General features: G+C 70.4%; 11 protein-coding genes and 1 pseudogene. 10 read left to right on the top strand and 2 right to left on the bottom strand.

Annotation, left to right across the window (positions count from 1 at the left end; genetic code table 11):
- Nucleotides 1-45: 45 nt before the first annotated feature.
- From BR98_RS25455 to BR98_RS25410, 10 genes and pseudogenes are all read left to right on the top strand, one after another.
- Entirely contained in the window at nt 46-822 is a 777-nt protein-coding gene (locus BR98_RS25455; RefSeq protein ID WP_035847826.1) for a type III pantothenate kinase, read from the top strand.
- Nucleotides 823-887: 65 nt separating this feature from the next.
- Nucleotides 888-1,613 carry a hypothetical protein gene (locus tag BR98_RS25450; protein ID WP_198042280.1) on the top strand — a complete coding sequence of 242 codons (726 nt, stop codon included), beginning with the start codon at nt 888-890 and terminating at the stop codon, nt 1,611-1,613.
- A gap of 181 nt (nt 1,614-1,794) precedes the next feature.
- Complete coding sequence (locus BR98_RS25445; RefSeq protein ID WP_035847823.1) at nt 1,795-3,492, top strand: hypothetical protein; 1,698 nt, start codon at nt 1,795-1,797, stop codon at nt 3,490-3,492.
- A 22-nt stretch (nt 3,493-3,514) separates the two neighbouring features.
- Nucleotides 3,515-5,143, top strand: a pseudogene (gene lysX, locus BR98_RS25440) (bifunctional lysylphosphatidylglycerol synthetase/lysine--tRNA ligase LysX); the annotation flags it as partial.
- Nucleotides 5,144-5,147: 4 nt separating this feature from the next.
- Nucleotides 5,148-5,309, top strand: coding sequence for a hypothetical protein (locus tag BR98_RS40525; RefSeq protein WP_035847821.1), 162 nt, complete (start codon nt 5,148-5,150; stop codon nt 5,307-5,309).
- Between the two features lie 91 nt (nt 5,310-5,400).
- Complete coding sequence (locus BR98_RS25430; protein ID WP_035847818.1) at nt 5,401-5,805, top strand: BlaI/MecI/CopY family transcriptional regulator; 405 nt, start codon at nt 5,401-5,403, stop codon at nt 5,803-5,805.
- A 10-nt stretch (nt 5,806-5,815) separates the two neighbouring features.
- Nucleotides 5,816-6,343 carry an amino-acid N-acetyltransferase gene (locus BR98_RS25425; protein ID WP_035847817.1) on the top strand — a complete coding sequence of 176 codons (528 nt, stop codon included), beginning with the start codon at nt 5,816-5,818 and terminating at the stop codon, nt 6,341-6,343.
- Nucleotides 6,344-6,436: 93 nt separating this feature from the next.
- Nucleotides 6,437-6,787 (top strand): histone-like nucleoid-structuring protein Lsr2, encoded by a 351-nt coding sequence (locus BR98_RS25420; protein ID WP_035847815.1) that lies wholly within the window; start codon nt 6,437-6,439, stop codon nt 6,785-6,787.
- A gap of 636 nt (nt 6,788-7,423) precedes the next feature.
- Complete coding sequence (locus BR98_RS25415; RefSeq protein WP_035847813.1) at nt 7,424-9,940, top strand: ATP-dependent Clp protease ATP-binding subunit; 2,517 nt, start codon at nt 7,424-7,426, stop codon at nt 9,938-9,940.
- A gap of 383 nt (nt 9,941-10,323) precedes the next feature.
- Nucleotides 10,324-12,675, top strand: a complete 2,352-nt coding sequence (locus BR98_RS25410; RefSeq protein ID WP_035847811.1) for an immune inhibitor A domain-containing protein — start codon at nt 10,324-10,326, stop codon at nt 12,673-12,675.
- 102 nt (nt 12,676-12,777) lie between these two features.
- Here BR98_RS25410 and BR98_RS36675 read toward each other — a convergent pair whose 3' ends face one another.
- Nucleotides 12,778-16,386: a tetratricopeptide repeat protein gene (locus tag BR98_RS36675; RefSeq protein WP_051970212.1), complete on the bottom strand. Its 3,609-nt coding sequence runs from the start codon at nt 16,384-16,386 to the stop codon at nt 12,778-12,780.
- The gene (locus tag BR98_RS25400; protein ID WP_035847809.1) at nt 16,383-16,709 is read right to left on the bottom strand and encodes a trypco2 family protein; all 327 of its coding nucleotides are present in this window, start codon (nt 16,707-16,709) and stop codon (nt 16,383-16,385) included. The genes BR98_RS36675 and BR98_RS25400 overlap by 4 nt, the downstream gene beginning before the upstream one ends.
- Nucleotides 16,710-16,804: the final 95 nt, after the last annotated feature.

The raw sequence follows: 16,804 nt of genomic DNA, 5'->3' as shown, positions 1-16,804 counted from the left end.
CTGGCCCGGTCTCGACTGGCCCGGACTCACTGGAGAAAGCACCCCATGCTCCTCACCATCGACGTCGGCAACACCCAGACCACGCTCGGCCTGTTCGACGGCGAGGAGGTCGCCGAACACTGGCGGATCTCCACCGACCCGCGCCGCACCGCCGACGAACTGGCGGTGCTGATGAACGGGTTGATGGGGCCGCACGCCCAGCAGGTGGACGGGCTGTCGATCTGCTCCTCGGTCCCGGCCGTGCTGCACGAGCTGCGTGAGGTGACCCGCCGTTACTACGGCGACGTCCCGGCGGTGCTGGTGGCGCCGGGCGTGAAGACCGGGGTGCACGTGCTGATGGACAACCCCAAGGAGGTCGGCGCGGACCGCATCGTCAACGCGCTGGCCGCCAACCACCTGTACGGGGGACCGTGCATCGTGGTCGACTTCGGCACCGCCACCACCTTCGACGCGATCAACGAGCGCGGCGACTACGTGGGCGGTGCGATCGCGCCCGGGATCGAGATCTCGGTCGAGGCGCTCGGGGTGCGCGGGGCCCAGCTGCGCAAGATCGAGCTGGCCCGGCCGCGCAACGTGATCGGCAAGAACACCGTGGAGGGCATGCAGTCCGGCGTGCTCTACGGCTTCGCCGGGCAGGTGGACGGGCTGGTCACCCGGATGTCCCAGGAGCTCTCCCCCAAGGACCCGGAGGACGTCCAGGTGATCGCCACCGGCGGTCTCGCACCGCTGGTGCTGGGCGAGGCCGGCACGATCGACGTGCACGAACCGTGGTTGACGCTGATCGGCCTGCGGCTGGTCTACGAGCGGAACAAGGCCGCATAACCCAACCGGGTCTTCGCCGCGCGAGGCTTCCGACAAATCGGATATTCCTCACGTAGTGTCAACTCATGCCTACGCCACACGGGTCCCGCGGCGGCATGGCCTTCAGCGCCGACGAAGTGCGCGTGCTGCGCCGTGCCCTCGCCCAAGCCCTCCACCCCGCTGTCCCCGCCCGGCTGCCGCTGGGCGCCGACCTGGCCGTCCTCTGGGCGGAGGACGTCCAGGAGGCGCTCCGGCTGGCCGAGGCGATCGACGAGGCCGCCCAGGAGGGCGGCCGACTGCGCTCCTTCCTCCTGGCCGAACTGGCCCGCTACCGGTCCGCGCTGCCCGGCAGCGTCCGCGGCTACCTGGAGCGCCTGGAGGAGGCCGTCACCGACGGCTACCTCCCCGAGCCCGACGACCTGTCGGCGCTGCGCGCGCTGAGCCGCCAGCCCTGCGGCCCGGCCGAGCGCTCCCGCCGCTCCCGGCTGGCCGGCCGCTGCCACGAACTGGCCGAGGCGGCGGTACGCGAACGCCTGGCGCTGACCGCCGGCCTGCCCCGCCCCGCCGCCCCGCGCCATCTGACGGCGGTCCCCAGCCCCGAACCCGCCCGCTCCGGAGGAGGACCCGTCCCCATGACCACCGAGCCCCGCCGCCCCGCCGCCTCCACGCCCGTCCCCTCCCCGACCCCCGGCCGGATCCCCACCCCCGCCGAACTCTTCGCCCGGCGCCCCAAGCCGCCCGCGGTCCGCGAGACCCCGGCCGCCACCGAGGAGGACGAGACCGAGGAGGAGCTCGCCACGGGGACCGGGTGAGCCGGTTTGTCGACAAGGTGACGGCACGGAACCTGATCAATGGTCACGATTTGCCAAAGATCGTGAACCGCAACCCGCCGCATGTCCACCGATGACCGTTTGCTCCCGCTCTATCCGAGTGCCACCGGTCACCGCCGCGGCCTATGGTCTCCCCTGAACTTTTACAACTCAGGGGGGACTTGTGTTCTCGACCCGCACCCGCCGGGCCGCCATCGGCACGGCGGCGGCAGGCCTGCTGGCCGCCGCGGCCACCGCCGTCCCGGCGCACGCCGCCGGCATCTCGCTCCAGCTCAGGCTGCCCAACTCGCTGCAGATCCCGCTGACGCCGCCGGCCGACCCGGCGTCGGACTCGAACAGCCTGCTGGAGGTCTCCATCAGCAGCACCGGGGGCAGCCAGATCGACCAGGCGAAGCTCACCTTCGACGCGAGCGCGCTGGCCGGCATCGCCGACTTCCACGCCAAGGGCTCCACCTGCACCGCCCAGGGCGCGGTCACCACCTGCACCGAGTCCCACCTGCCGGCCGGCGGTACCGGCATCGGCGACCACCTCTGGCTGACCGCGGCCCCGGGCGTCAAGCCGGGCACCACCGGGGTGCTGCACGTCGCCCTCAGCTCGGCCGAGGCGACCGGAACCAGCGCCGACCTCAAGGTCACCGTCGGCGGGCCCGACCTGAAGCTCAAGGACTTCCCCCAGGTCTCCCACGCGAAGCCGGGCGACACCCTCTCCCCGGTCGTCGAGGTGGCCAACCTCGGTCAGCTGCCGACCAGCAAGCTCTACCTGGAGTTCGTGCTGCCGGACGGGCTCGCGGCCGACCAGCGCGCCGCGAACTGCGTGTACGCGGACGTCCCGGCCACCGTCACCGGCGTCCTCGACACGATCGGCAGCCCGCGGCTGCCCGCCGAGACGGTGGGCGAGTGCATCGTCGACGCCGCCGTCGCGCCCGGCGAGGTCTACCGGATCGACCCGGTCAAGCTCGGCGTCACCAAGACCGCCTTCGCCGTGCGCGGCGGGATCTCGGTCTTCACCACCGAGGACGCGCGCAACGCCCAGTACCCGCAGTGGAACAAGCAGTACAAGCTCCGGGCCGGGACCGGCACGCCGCTGACCGCCACCAAGATCACCGATGACGCGCTGCTGCACGCCCCGCGCCGCTCCGGCGACAACCTGGGCGACCTCGAGGTCTCCGCGGACAACACCGCGAACTTCGTCGCGCTGGGCAGCTGGGCGCCGCAGGGCGACGGCAAGCAGGGCACCCTCTCGGTCGGCCTGCGCAACGACGGCCCGGCCTCGATCATCTACGGCGGCAGCGGCGACGACCCGGCCGACCTGCGGGTCGTGCTGCCGCAGGGCTCGACGGTGACCAAGTCCCCGGCCGACTGCTACCTGCGCGACAAGGCCAGCCCGCTGGTCTACATCTGCCGGGCCTCCTACATGGTCCCGGCGGGCAGCAAGACCGGCTTCGACTTCCAGCTCCAGGTCGACCCGAGCACCGCGCCCACCGCCCAGGCCTACCTGGTGAGCGCCTACGAGCTCGACAACGCGAAGCCGAGCACGCTGTCCTTCGACCCGAACCCGGCCGACAACAGCGTCCAGGTGAGCCTGGTCGCCCAGCCCAGCGGCAGCACCGTCTCCCCCACCCCCTCGGCCTCCCGTGCGGGCTCCACCGGCGCGGCCGCCTCCCCCACCGCCTCCGCCCCCCGTGAGGACTCCACCGACCCCGCCGTCGTCCACGCCGGCGACGACGGCACGGGCCTGGCCTTCACCGGTGGCGGCTCCAACGCCGGTGTCATCGCCGCGATCGGTGGCGGCCTGGCCGTGGTCGGTGGCGGTGCGGTGTTCTACGCCACCCGTCGCCGCAAGGCCGACAACGGCGGCTGATCCGTCCCACAGCGGTACCCGTACTGCCCCGCCGCCCGCGATATCCGGTGGCGGGGCAGTGCCATGCGCTCGCTACCCTGGTGAGGTGAGCGATCAGAGCAGCCTTCCCGCGACCGACGACCTTCCCGAGCAGATGCGTGTGCGGCGCGAGAAGCTCGACCGGCTCCGCGCCGCCGGCATCGACCCGTACCCCGTCGGCTTCCCCCGCACCACCACCATCGCGGACCTCCGCGCCAAGCACACCGACCTGCCGGCCGACACCGCGACCGGCGAGCGGGTCGGCGTCACCGGCCGGGTGATCCTGGCCCGCACCGGCGGCAAGCTCTGCTTCGCGACGCTGCGGGACGGCTCCGGCGACCTGCAGGTGATGCTCTCGCTGGACAAGCTGGGCGAGGAGCGGCTGGCGGCCTGGAAGTCCGACATCGACCTGGGCGACCAGGTGGGTGTCGAGGGCGAGGTGATCACCTCGCGGCGCGGCGAGCTGAGCGTCATGGTGGACAGCTGGGCGCTGACCGCCAAGTGCCTGCGCCCCCTGCCCGACAAGCACAAGGGCCTGACCGACCCGGAGGCCCGGGTCCGGCAGCGGTACGTCGACCTGATCGTCAACCCCGAGGCCCGGGAGATGCTGCAGCTGCGCAGCAAGGTGGTCCGCTCGATCCGCGACACCTACGAGAGCCGCGGCTACCTCGAGGTCGAGACGCCGATGCTGCAGCCGATCCACGGCGGCGCCAACGCGCGTCCGTTCATCACCCACATCAACGCCTACGACATCGACCTCTACCTGCGGATCGCCACCGAGCTGTACCTCAAGCGGCTGGTGGTCGGCGGCGCCGAGAAGGTCTTCGAGATCAACCGGAACTTCCGCAACGAGGGCGCCGACGCGACCCACAACCCGGAGTTCACCGCGCTGGAGTCCTACGAGGCCTACGGCGACTACGACACCCAGGCCGAGCTGATCCGGGCGATCGTGATCAACGCCGCCCGGGACGCGCTGGGCACCACCGTGGTGCGCGGCACCGACCCGCACGGGGTGGAGCACGAGATCGACCTGGCCGAGCCGTGGCAGGAGGTCTCCGTCTACCCCGGGATCTCCGAGCGGCTGGGCACCGAGGTCACCCCCGCCACCAGCGTGGAGGAGCTGCGCAAGCTCGCCGACGCGGCCGGCGTGCCCTACGAGAAGGAGTGGGGCCACGGCCAGATCGTGCTGGAGATGATCGAGCGCCTGCTGGAGGAGAACGCGATCCGGCCGACCTTCATCAAGGACTACCCGACCGAGGTGTCCCCGCTGACCCGCCAGCACCGCTCGATCCCGGGCGTGGCGGAGAAGTGGGACCTGGTGATCTTCGGGACCGAGATCGGCACCGCCTACTCCGAGCTGATCGACCCGGTCGAGCAGCGGGCCCGGCTCACCGCGCAGTCGCTGCTGGCGGCCGGCGGCGACGTCGAGGCGATGCAGGTGGACGAGGACTTCCTGCGGGCGCTGGAGTACGCGATGCCGCCCACCGGTGGGCTCGGGCTGGGCGTGGACCGGCTGATCATGCTGCTCACCGGAAAGAACATCCGCGAGACGGTGCTCTTCCCCCTGGTGAAGCCCGAAAAGGCCGCTGTGGCCGCCGAGAAGACCGAGGACGAGAAGACCGAGGAGGAGTGACCTGATGCAGTACGTGAGTGCGATCGTGCCGCCGCTGGTGATGGCGATCGGTTTCGGGTTCCTGGTGCGGGCCATCATTCGCAGCCAGGGCGGTGCCCAGAAGGGCAAGGAGGACGCCGCCGCCGAGGCGATGGCCCGGTCCGCCGCTGCCGCTCCCACCGAGTAGGACCCGGTAGGACTTGACGTAGCAGGCCGCTTCCCCGAAACGGGGAGGCGGCCTGCGGCATTAGTCCGACAAAGCTCTCTAAAGTGGTCGTATGGTCCGTCAGCTCGGCGAACTCGAAGATGCCGTCATGACCCGGGTGTGGCGCTGGAACCGCCCGGTGACGGTTCGCGAGGTACTGCTCGATCTGCGCACGGAACGCGATATCGCGTACACCACCGTGATGACCGTGCTCGACAAGCTGTATCGAAAGGGTTGGCTGCGCCGGGAGCGGGTCGGACGGGCCTATCGATATGAAGCGGTCTCCTCCCGTGAGACGTACACCGCTTCACTGATGAACGACGCCTGGGCCACCAGTGAGAATCCGGCGGCGGCCCTGGTGCACTTCTTCGGCATGATGTCGGCCGAGCAGCGCGCGGCGCTGCGGGACGCGCTTCGGGTGGCCGGTCCCGATCTGGAGGTCGATACCGAGGAGACCCCGCCCGGCCCGACGCGATAACGTCCCGCCCATGGAGGTCACCATCCGCCGGGCGCGGACCAGTGATGTGCGGGCCGTACGACGGCTCATCGACGCCTACTCACGCGACGGCATTCTGCTCGACAAGCCCACCGTGACGCTGTTCGAATCCATCCAGGAGTTCTGGGTGGCCGAACGCGACGACGACGGCTCGGTGGTCGCCTGCGGCGCCCTGCACGTGATGTGGGAGGACCTGGCCGAGGTGCGCACCCTGGCGGTGGATCCGATCTGCCGTGGTCATGGCATCGGGCACGTGCTGCTGGACAAGCTGCTGGACACCGCGCGCTGGCTCGGCGTCCGTCGGATTTTCTGCTTGACGTTCGAGGTGGCGTTCTTCGCGAAACACGGCTTCGTCGAGATCGGGGAAACCGATGATGGTACGACAGACCCGGCCGTCATCGCTACGGAAGTGTATGAAGAACTCCTTCGCTCCTACGACGAAGGAGTGGCCGAGTTCCTCGACCTGGAGCGGGTCAAGCCCAACACCCTGGGCAACTCACGCATGCTGCTGCACCTGTGAAGCCGGGCGTGCGCGACCCGGGGTTTGTGTTTTCCGAGAAAAGGCGGTTTCCTTTCCCTAAGGCATTGGGTCGTTAAGAGGAAAGGGAGTCCCGTGGCACAGAGGGTGCAGGTCATTCTTGAAGACGATCTCGACGGCGGTTCGGCGGACGAGACGGTGACGTTCGCCCTCGACGGCGTTGCCTACGAGATCGACCTGAAGTCCGGCAACGCGGAGAAGCTGCGCAACCTGCTCGCTCCGTACGTCGATAAGGGCCGCAAGCAGAGCGGCCGGCTCACCGGCGCCCGGCGCACCGGCAGCCGCGGCACCGCCCGCCCGGCAGCCGGCAGTGCGGACACGGCCAAGATCCGCACGTGGGCGAAGGACAACGGTTACAACGTCAACGACCGCGGCCGGGTCCCGAGCAACGTCCGCGAGGCCTACGAGGCGGCCAACGTCTCCTGACCGGCCGGCGCGATCAGTCGTCCCCACGACGGGGCGCGGAGGGCCTCCCTCCGCGCCCCGTGGCCGTGGCCGGGCACTCCGGCACGCGGCAGTCCGGCACTGGGCACTCCGGCACTGGGCAGTCCGCCGCCGGGCAGGCCGGCCGGGGCGGGGGCGGGACCTGGCAGAGTCCGGGGCGGTTGAACGCTCACGGATTGTGCAACGCTGGATGGGCGGACACGGTCACGCCGAGCGCCCCGTTCGGCCCTACCGCTGAACCCCCGTCACCCGGGCCGTCCCCGGACGGACTTCTCGCCAGGCGAACAACGCCACCGCGGAAACTGCACGAGAACGACCGGAATTTCCGGTATGAATGCAGGTGGGACGGTCATCCGGAGGCTCCACGGGGCCGCCGGAGCGGAGGGACCCGGAGCGTGTTCGCCATTGGCGTAGCGGCAGCACGTGCATCCGGCGCACTGGCGGGAACACCGTCTCCCAGCATCAGGTTGGGAAGGGTGTCGGCTGGTCGCGCAGCTTGATTTCCCCGCACCGTAGCGGGGAACTACGTGGGCCGCGCCGCTGAGCGGGACTAGCATGCGGAAGGACAGGGCGGGGACAGTCCCCGAACTGCCCGACCGCTCTGAGGAGCGATTAACGATGTTCGAGAGGTTCACCGACCGCGCGCGGCGGGTTGTCGTCCTGGCTCAGGAAGAAGCCCGGATGCTCAACCACAACTACATCGGCACCGAGCACATCCTCCTGGGCCTGATCCACGAGGGTGAGGGTGTCGCCGCTAAGGCCCTGGAGAGCCTCGGGATCTCTCTTGAGGCGGTCCGCCAGCAGGTCGAGGAGATCATCGGACAGGGCCAGCAGGCCCCGTCCGGCCATATCCCGTTCACCCCCCGGGCGAAGAAGGTGCTGGAGCTCTCGCTCCGCGAGGCCCTTCAGCTCGGCCACAACTACATCGGCACCGAGCACATCCTGCTCGGCCTGATCCGCGAGGGCGAGGGCGTTGCCGCCCAGGTCCTGGTGAAGCTGGGCGCCGACCTGAACCGGGTGCGTCAGCAGGTCATCCAGCTGCTCTCCGGTTACCAGGGCGGTGGCAAGGAGTCGGCCACGGCCGGCGGGCCCGCCGAGGGCACCCCGTCGACCTCGCTGGTCCTGGACCAGTTCGGCCGCAACCTGACCCAGGCCGCCCGCGAGACCAAGCTCGACCCGGTGATCGGGCGCGAGAAGGAGATCGAGCGGGTCATGCAGGTGCTGTCCCGCCGCACCAAGAACAACCCGGTGCTGATCGGCGAGCCCGGCGTCGGCAAGACCGCCGTGGTCGAGGGCCTGGCCCAGGCGATCGTCAAGGGCGAGGTTCCCGAGACGCTCAAGGACAAGCAGCTCTACACGCTGGACCTGGGCGCCCTGGTGGCCGGCTCGCGCTACCGCGGTGACTTCGAGGAGCGCCTGAAGAAGGTGCTCAAGGAGATCCGCACCCGCGGCGACATCATCCTCTTCATCGACGAGCTGCACACCCTGGTCGGCGCGGGCGCCGCCGAGGGTGCGATCGACGCCGCCTCGATCCTGAAGCCGATGCTGGCCCGCGGTGAGCTGCAGACGATCGGCGCCACCACGCTGGACGAGTACCGCAAGCACCTGGAGAAGGACGCCGCGCTCGAGCGCCGCTTCCAGCCGATCCAGGTCGCCGAGCCCTCGCTGCCGCACACCATCGAGATCCTCAAGGGTCTGCGCGACCGGTACGAGGCGCACCACCGGGTGTCCATCACCGACGCCGCCCTGGTCGCCGCCGCCACCCTGGCCGACCGGTACATCTCGGACCGCTTCCTGCCGGACAAGGCGATCGACCTGATCGACGAGGCCGGTTCCCGAATGCGCATCCGCCGGATGACCGCGCCGCCGGACCTGCGCGAGTTCGACGAGAAGATCGCCGAGGTCCGCCGCGAGAAGGAGAGCGCGATCGACGCGCAGGACTTCGAGAAGGCCGCCTCGCTGCGCGACGACGAGAAGCAACTGCTGAACGCGAAGGCCAAGCGCGAGAAGGAGTGGAAGGCCGGCGACATGGACGTCGTCGCGGAGGTGGACGAGAAGCTCATCGCCGAGGTCCTGGCCACCGCCACCGGCATCCCGGTCTTCAAGCTGACCGAGGAGGAGTCCTCCCGGCTGCTGCGCATGGAGGACGAGCTGCACAAGCGCGTCATCGGCCAGAAGGACGCCATCAAGGCGCTCTCCCAGGCCATCCGGCGTACTCGTGCCGGCCTCAAGGACCCGAAGCGTCCCGGCGGTTCGTTCATCTTCGCCGGCCCCTCGGGTGTCGGTAAGACCGAGCTGTCCAAGACCCTCGCCGAGTTCCTGTTCGGTGACGAGGACGCCCTGATCTCCCTCGACATGTCGGAGTTCAGCGAGAAGCACACCGTCTCGCGGCTCTTCGGCTCGCCCCCCGGCTACGTCGGGTACGAGGAGGGTGGCCAGCTCACCGAGAAGGTGCGCCGCAAGCCGTTCTCGGTCGTCCTGTTCGACGAGGTCGAGAAGGCCCACCCGGACATCTTCAACTCGCTCCTGCAGATCCTGGAGGACGGTCGACTGACCGACTCCCAGGGCCGGGTGGTGGACTTCAAGAACACCGTCATCATCATGACCACCAACCTGGGTACCCGGGACATCTCGAAGGGCTTCGGCCTGGGCTTCGCGGCCACCGGTGACACCCAGACCGGGTACGAGCGGATGAAGGCCAAGGTCGGCGAGGAGCTCAAGCAGCACTTCCGCCCGGAGTTCCTCAACCGTGTCGACGACATCGTGGTCTTCCACCAGCTGTCGGAGGAGGACATCATCCAGATTGTCGACCTGATGATCGACAAGGTGGATGCCCGCCTCAAGGACCGCGACATGGGCCTGGAGCTCAGCATCGAGGCCAAGAAGCTGCTGGCCAAGCGTGGTTACGACCCGCTGCTGGGTGCTCGTCCGCTGCGGCGCACGATCCAGCGCGAGATCGAGGACCACCTCTCCGAGAAGATCCTCTTCGGCGAGCTGCGGGCCGGCCACATCGTGGTCGTCGGTGTGGAGGGTGAGGGCAAGGAAGCCAAGTTCACCTTCCGCGGCGAGGAGAAGTCGGCCGTGGCCGACACTCCGGCCGCCGTCGCGGCGACCGGTCCGGACCTGACGAAGTAACAGGTTCACCAGCTTCACCAGGCTTCGGCCCCTTCGGTTACGACCGAAGGGGCCGAAGCCTTTTGTGTCCGGTGCGTGAAGTCACGAGCAGCCGGGCGTGACCCGCCTCACACCTGAAGCGCACTCCCCCCGCCGATCGACCCCCGCCATTCGACCGGGGCGGCACTGCCAACACCCGTTCTGACCAGCGGATATGACGTCAGGTCACCTGACGGGAAGCCGCGCAGCTTAGCGCGCCGTCATGGCGTGGTCAAGATCTTCCTTTTTTGCTTTCCGTTGGGTCAACTATGTCCTCAACTTGGCACATTCGTTCACCGGGTCGGCTGTGTACCCCATGAGCCCGCCCGGTCCCGGGGAGGACGTCACCCACGTTGAAGACACCCATGAAGGCCACGGCCACCGCCGTGGGCGCGGCGCTGATCGCCGCCCTCGGCCTCGGCCTGCTGCCGGGCACCGCGATAGCCGCCGGCGCCCCCGCCGCTCCCAGCGCAGCGACCACTGACCCGAGTGACCCGACCCAGGCCGCCCAGGTCGACCACGACCTGCCCGGCCCGTACACCGACAAGGTCAACGCCGAGCAGAAGGCCGCCACCGAGCAGCTGCTGGCCGGCACCGCCCAGGTCGAGCAGCACGACGGCAGCAGCAGCGTGAAGCTGGGCCGCGACAAGTACGTCGAGCTGGCCCGCGAGCGGACCGACAAGATCTTCACCATCCTGGTGGACTTCGGCGACCAGGTGGACAGCACCACCAAGATGCCGGACGGCTCGCTGAAGTACGGCGGCACCCCGGGCCCGGCGCACAACCAGATCGCCGCCCCGGACCGGGCCACCAACAACTCCACCGCCTGGCAGGCCGACTACAACCCGCAGCACTACCAGGACCTGTACTTCGCCAAGGACAAGCCCTCGCTGAAGACCTTCTACGAGAAGCAGTCCTCCGGCCGCTACTCGGTCGACGGCCAGGTCACCGACTGGGTGCGGGTGCCGTGGAACGAGGCCCGCTACGGCTCCAACTACTGCGGCGCGCACATCTGCGCCAACGCGCAGGACCTGATCGTCGACGCCCTCAACGCCTGGGTCGCCGACCAGAAGGCCAAGGGCCGCAGCGACGCCGACATCAAGGCCAACCTCGCCGAGTACGACAAGTGGGACCGCTACGGCTCGCACGGCGACGGCAACTTCAACCAGCCCGACGGCTACATCGACCACTTCCAGATCGTGCACGCCGGCGAGGACGAGTCGGCCGGCGGCGGCGTCCAGGGCACCAACGCCCTGTGGGCGCACCGCTCCTACGTGCACGGCGCGGACGCCGGTGTCACCGGCCCCGAGGGCAACAAGCGCGGCGGCGTGCAGGTCGGCAACACCGGCCTGTGGGTCGGCGACTACACCATGCAGCCGGAGAACGGCGGCCTGGGCGTGTTCGCCCACGAGTACGGCCACGACCTCGGTCTGCCGGACCTCTACGACACCCAGGGTCCGAACGACAACTCGGTCGGCTTCTGGTCGCTGATGAGCTCCGGCTCCTGGCTCGGCACCGGCAAGGACACCATCGGTGACATGCCGAACGACTTCGACGTCTGGAGCAAGCTGCAGCTCGGCTGGCTCAAGTACGACAAGGCCCAGGCGGGCAAGGAGTCGACGCACCACATCGGCCCGGTGGAGTTCAACACCAAGCTCCCGCAGGCCCTGGTGGTCGACCTGCCGAAGAAGACCGTGACCACGGACATCAACACGCCGTTCGCCGGCAGTGGCGAGTGGTGGAGCGGCGCGGCGGACAACCTGGACGTCTCGCTCAGCCGTGACGTCGACCTGACCGGCAAGACCTCCGCCGTGCTCAAGGCCAAGGGCTGGTACGACCTGGAGCAGGACTACGACTACGGCTACGCCGAGGTCTCCACCGACGGCGGCACCAACTGGACCGTCCTGGACGGCACCTTCGACGGGGTAGCGATCCCGAAGAACAACGGCGGCAAGGCCGGCCTGACCGGCAACGCCAAGAAGTGGGGCGACCTGTCCTACTCGCTGGACGCCTACCTGGGCAAGGCCGTGAAGGTCCGCTTCCACAACACCACCGACGGCGGCCTGCACTTCAACGGCTTCGCGCTGGACGACATCAGCGTGACGGCCGACGGCGCGGCGCTGTTCACCGACAACGTGGAGAGCGGCAACAGCGGCTGGCAGGCCAAGGGCTTCTCCATCATCAACGGCAAGTTCTCCAAGGACTACGCCCAGTACTACCTGGCCGAGAACCGGCAGCCGATCTCCTACGACGAGACGCTGAAGACCGGTCCGTACAACTTCGGCTTCAAGAGCAAGCCCAGCTGGGTCGAGCACTACTCCTACCAGCCCGGCCTGCTGCTCTGGTACTGGGACACCTCGCAGACCGACAACAACGTCAGCGCGCACCCCGGCCACGGCCTGGTGCTGCCGATCGACTCCCACCCGGCAGCGCTGAAGTGGTCCGACGGCACCCTGATGAAGCCGCGCATCCAGGGCTACGACTCGCCGTTCGGCTCGCGCCGCACCTCGGGCCTGGAGCTGCACAAGGCCGATGTGCTGACCGTCATCCCGCGCAGCAAGGGCGTCGACGAGTTCAACGACCACGAGCGCACCTACTGGGACGCGGCCGACCCGTACAGCAGCGTGATCGTGCCGGACACCGGGACGAGCATCGAGATCGAGAACGAGAGCTCCAACTACCTGGAGACCTGGATCCGGGTCCGTCCGGTGGACTGAACCTGATCCGCACGATCTGACAGCACGGCAGCGCCCGGGGTCCGCGGACCCCGGGCGCTGCCGTGCGCCTCACCCGGGCGCGGTCTGCGCGGCGTCGACCGATCAGCGTCGCAGGCTCTCCTGCACGGCGACGGTGAGCGGATGGCCCGGGCTCAGCCAGGTCTCGCACAGGGCCAGGGTGCGGCCGGCCAGTTCGGCGGCGCGGCGCGGGTCGCCGGCGGCCCGGTAGGCCTTGGCCAGCTGGTGGCGGGTGCGCAGGGTGTCGGGGTGGCGTTCGCCGAGCAGGCTCCACCGGTCCCTGAGGACGCCGTCGAGCAGCCGGGCGGCGCGCGCCGGGTCACCGGTGCGGCGCTCCGCGACGCCCAACTCGTGGCGCAGCGCCAGTGGTTCGGGGTGCTGTTCACCCAGGGTGCGGTGCGCCCGGTCCAGCGTGCCGCGCAGCAGGTCGAAGGCGAGGGACTGCTCGCGCTGGCCGAGGTAGGCGACGGCCAGGTGGCGGCGGACCGCGAAGGTGGCCGGGTGGTCCTCGCCGAACTCGCGGGTGCGCGCCGCCTCCACCGACTCCAGGATCGGCACCGCGCGGAACAGGTCGCCGGCGGCGGCGTACGCGGTGGCCAGCCGCAGGCCGGCGGTCAGCGTGGTCGGGTAGTCCTCCCCCAGGGCCCGGGCGGCGTCGGCCCGGATCTGCTCCAAAGCGGTGATCGCCCGGGACAGGTCCCCTGCCTCGGCGTGGGTGGCGGCCGCGTCGGTGCGGATCACCAGGGTGCCCTGATGGTCCTCGCCCAGCGCGTGCTCGGCGTCCACCAGCAACCATTCGAAGCTGGTGATCGCGGTGCCGAGCAGCCCCGCGTCGCGCTGTGCGGCGGCCAGGTTGCCCCGGGCGGTGATCGCCTCCAGGCTCTCCGAGCCGTGCAGGCCCTCGGCCTCCAGGCGCAGTTGCTCGAAGAGCGGGACCGCCCGGTCCAGTGCCCCGGCCTGGAGGTAGGCCGCGCCGAGCCGGCTGCGGATCAGCAGCACGTCGGCGGCGGCCCCCTGGGACTGCGCGTCGGCGAGCAGCTGCTCGTAGCGCGGCAGCGCGCCGACCAGCGAGCCGGCCTCCAGGTAGGCGTTGGCCAGGTGCAGTCGGGGCGAGAAGGTGTCGGGGTGGCCGGCGCCGAGCAGCTGCTCGGAGAGCGTCACCAGCTTCTCCAGCTCCGGGATCGCCCGGTTCAGGTCGCCGGCCTTCTGGTAGGCCCGGGCCAGCACCTCGCGGGAGGCCAGTGAGCCCGGCTCGCCCTGCTCGGCCGCGATCCGGGTGTTGATCTCGGCGAGCCGTGCCAACGCCTCCTCGCCGCCCATCCGTTCGAGCAGCCGGCAGACCAGCCAGAGCGGCAGGTCGGTGTCCGGGGTGAGCAGCGGCAGCAGGTCCTCGCCGATCGCGTACAGCCCCTGCCACTCGCGCTGCTCGTACGCCGCCTCCGCCTCCTGCGGGAACATCCGCAGCAGCGGCCGCAGTTGGTCGAGCACCTCGGTGCGCACCGCCGCGTCCAGCACCGGGGCGTAGGGCAGGCAGGTGCCCGCGACCAGCCGGATCCAGCGGGCCTCGCGCGGGTCCGCGCGCTGCTCGGCGCCGGCCAGCAGCAGCCGCAGCAGCTTGGCCCGGTCCTGGCGGGAGCAGTGGCCGACGGCCATCCGGACCACGTCCGCCCACTGCTCGTCGGCGGCCCGGGCGGCCAGCAGGCCGAAGTCCCGGTTCTCCATGAACTCCCGTGCGGCCAGGTAGTCCTGGAAGGTGCGGTGGACGAACTCGAAGGTCTCCATGCTGCTCTCGGTGAGCAGCCCGGTGCGTTCGACCAGGTGGCGCAGCAGCCGCTCGGCGTCGAAGTCGCTGTGCCCGGCCGACAGGCTGGGCAGCACCTGGCGGATCTGGCGCAGCGCGTCCGCGTGGCCGCCCTCGTGCTGGCCGTTGAGCACAAGCCAGGAGGCCATCCGCTGCAGTGGGGCGAGTTGCTCCTCGCGGCCGAGCGGCCGGCCCTCGGTGACCGCGGTGATCTGGCGGTCCTTGTCGCGGCGGTGCAGCAGCATCTCCAGCGCGGACTCGTAGACGTCCATCTTGCGTTCCGGCAGCCCGCCCTCCCACTCGCGGTGCAGGGCGCAGATCATCGCGCACAGCAGCGGGCTGTCGGTGAGTTCGGCGAGGTCCGGGGACTGCTTCAGGGCCCGCCGCAGGGCGTCCTTCAGTTCGCGGAACCGGCGGTCCAGGACGACGAGTTCGGCGGGGCTGGGGTCATCGGCGGCGGCCTCCTCGGTGGCCAGTGCGGCCTGGTGCCAGCGTTCCAGGAAGCGGTTGCGGTCCCACTCGTCCATCGGGCAGAGCAGCAGCTCCTCGAAGCGCAGGTGGCGCAGCCAGTGCGCGGGCACGCCGGACGGGCGCACGGTGACCAGGGTGAAGCAGTGTTCGTGCAGGTCGAGCAGCTCGGCCAGCCACTCGCCGGCGGCCTCGCGCTGCTCCTGCGGGATCTCGTCGAGGCCGTCCACCAGCAGGATGGCGCGGCCTGCGGCGAAGACCCGCTCGGCCCAGCCGGGCGGCTGGCTGTCGGCCACCGGGCTGTGGTCCATGGTGAGGAAGTCGGCGGGCCGCGGCCGCAGGTTGTCCAGCTGGAACATGGTGCGCAGGCGCAGCAGGAAGGGCACCCGGTGGTTGAGTTCGGCCAGTTCGCCGACCAGGGTGCCGGAGACGGCGTTCACGGCGAGCCACTGCAGCAGGGTGGTCTTGCCGGAGCCGGCCTGGCCGCGCAGCAGCACCCGGCGGCGGTCCTTGAGCATGCCCTCGACCCGGCCGCGGCGTTCCGCGCCGAGGACCGCGTCGGCGCTGCCGGGGACGATCGTGGAGCGGCTCAGCTGCACCGCCTGCAGGCTGAGGTAGCCGGTGCCGAGGTCCCAGCGCAGGGACTGCGGCAGGCCGAAGATGCGCAGCCGGCCGTGCTCCTTGCGGACGGTGCGGGCGTACTCCTCCTCGAACTCGGCGTCCTGGAGTTCGCGGGCCGAGATGCCCTGGATCCGGACCGGGCCCGGCAGCCGGCGGGAGAGCTGCTCGGCGAGGCCGGCGTCGGCCGGGGCCGGGTTGGTCAGTAGCGGGGCCAGCGGGACCAGGCCGAGCTGGGAGTGGTGCCAGACGCCCGGTGCCAGGTCGGCGGTGGCCAGGCCGATCAGCAGGTTGTTGAAGACGATCGGGGCGCCGGACATGCCGGACCACGGGGACTCGGCGCCGCTCACTGGACCGGGCGGCTGGTGGGCGGTGCTGAGGACGTAGCGGCCGCCGCCCAGGCCGGTGGCCGGTGCCAGGGTGCCGACCAGCTGGTGGCTGCGCAGCACCCCGCCGTCCTCGCGCCCGGCAGCCGGGTAGCCGATCGCGTGGCAGAGCGGGACCGGTTCCAGTCCGCCGACCCGGCCCCAGCGCAACTCGCCGAAGGAGGCCGCGACTTCGGGACGGACCAGGTCGGCGCCGGCCAGCAGCAGCGCGACGTCGGCGGTGTCCGACTGCCAGATCGCGGTGCAGCGCACCCAGCCGTTGCCGCCCGGCACCACCGCCTCGATCACGGTGGGCGCCTCCCGCGGGGACGGGGCGGGCAGCAGGTGGGCGGCGGTGAGGATGAGTCGGGTGGTGAGCAGGACCCCACTGCCCTGCCGCGCCGCCCTGATGGCGGCGATGCGCTGAGCCGTCAGGCTCAACGGAAGCCGTCTCGGCTGCCGAGGTCCTCATGGCCCACCCGGACGTTCTCGCCGGTGGCGAGGTCCTTGGGGGTGAGGGTGACGGACACCCGGTGGGCCGTGGTCCGACCGGCGCTGCCCTCGGCCCCGGCCGACAGGATCCAGGCCTGCACCTTGCCGCCCGCCTTGGCGTCGCGGCGCAGTTCCACCGAGAATTCCAGTTCCACCGTGCCGACCTCGAACTGGAACCGCTCGTTGACGGCCCGTTCGGCGGCGGTGGCGAGTTGGCGGCGGACGGACTCCACGGCTTCCGCGAGTTCGATGTCCGCGAACCGGTCGTTCACGCAGTTACCCCCTGGTGGCGTGACGTCAGCCGACGGGAGTCGGCGGATGTGACGGTTGGTCACCATCAGCCTTGACGAAGTCCGTCTATGCGTCA

The sequence above is a fragment of the Kitasatospora azatica KCTC 9699 genome (assembly GCF_000744785.1).
GTDB classification, from domain to species: domain Bacteria; phylum Actinomycetota; class Actinomycetes; order Streptomycetales; family Streptomycetaceae; genus Kitasatospora; species Kitasatospora azatica.
Note: the sequence above shows the minus strand (reverse complement) of the source record. Positions and strands in the feature narration are given on the sequence as shown.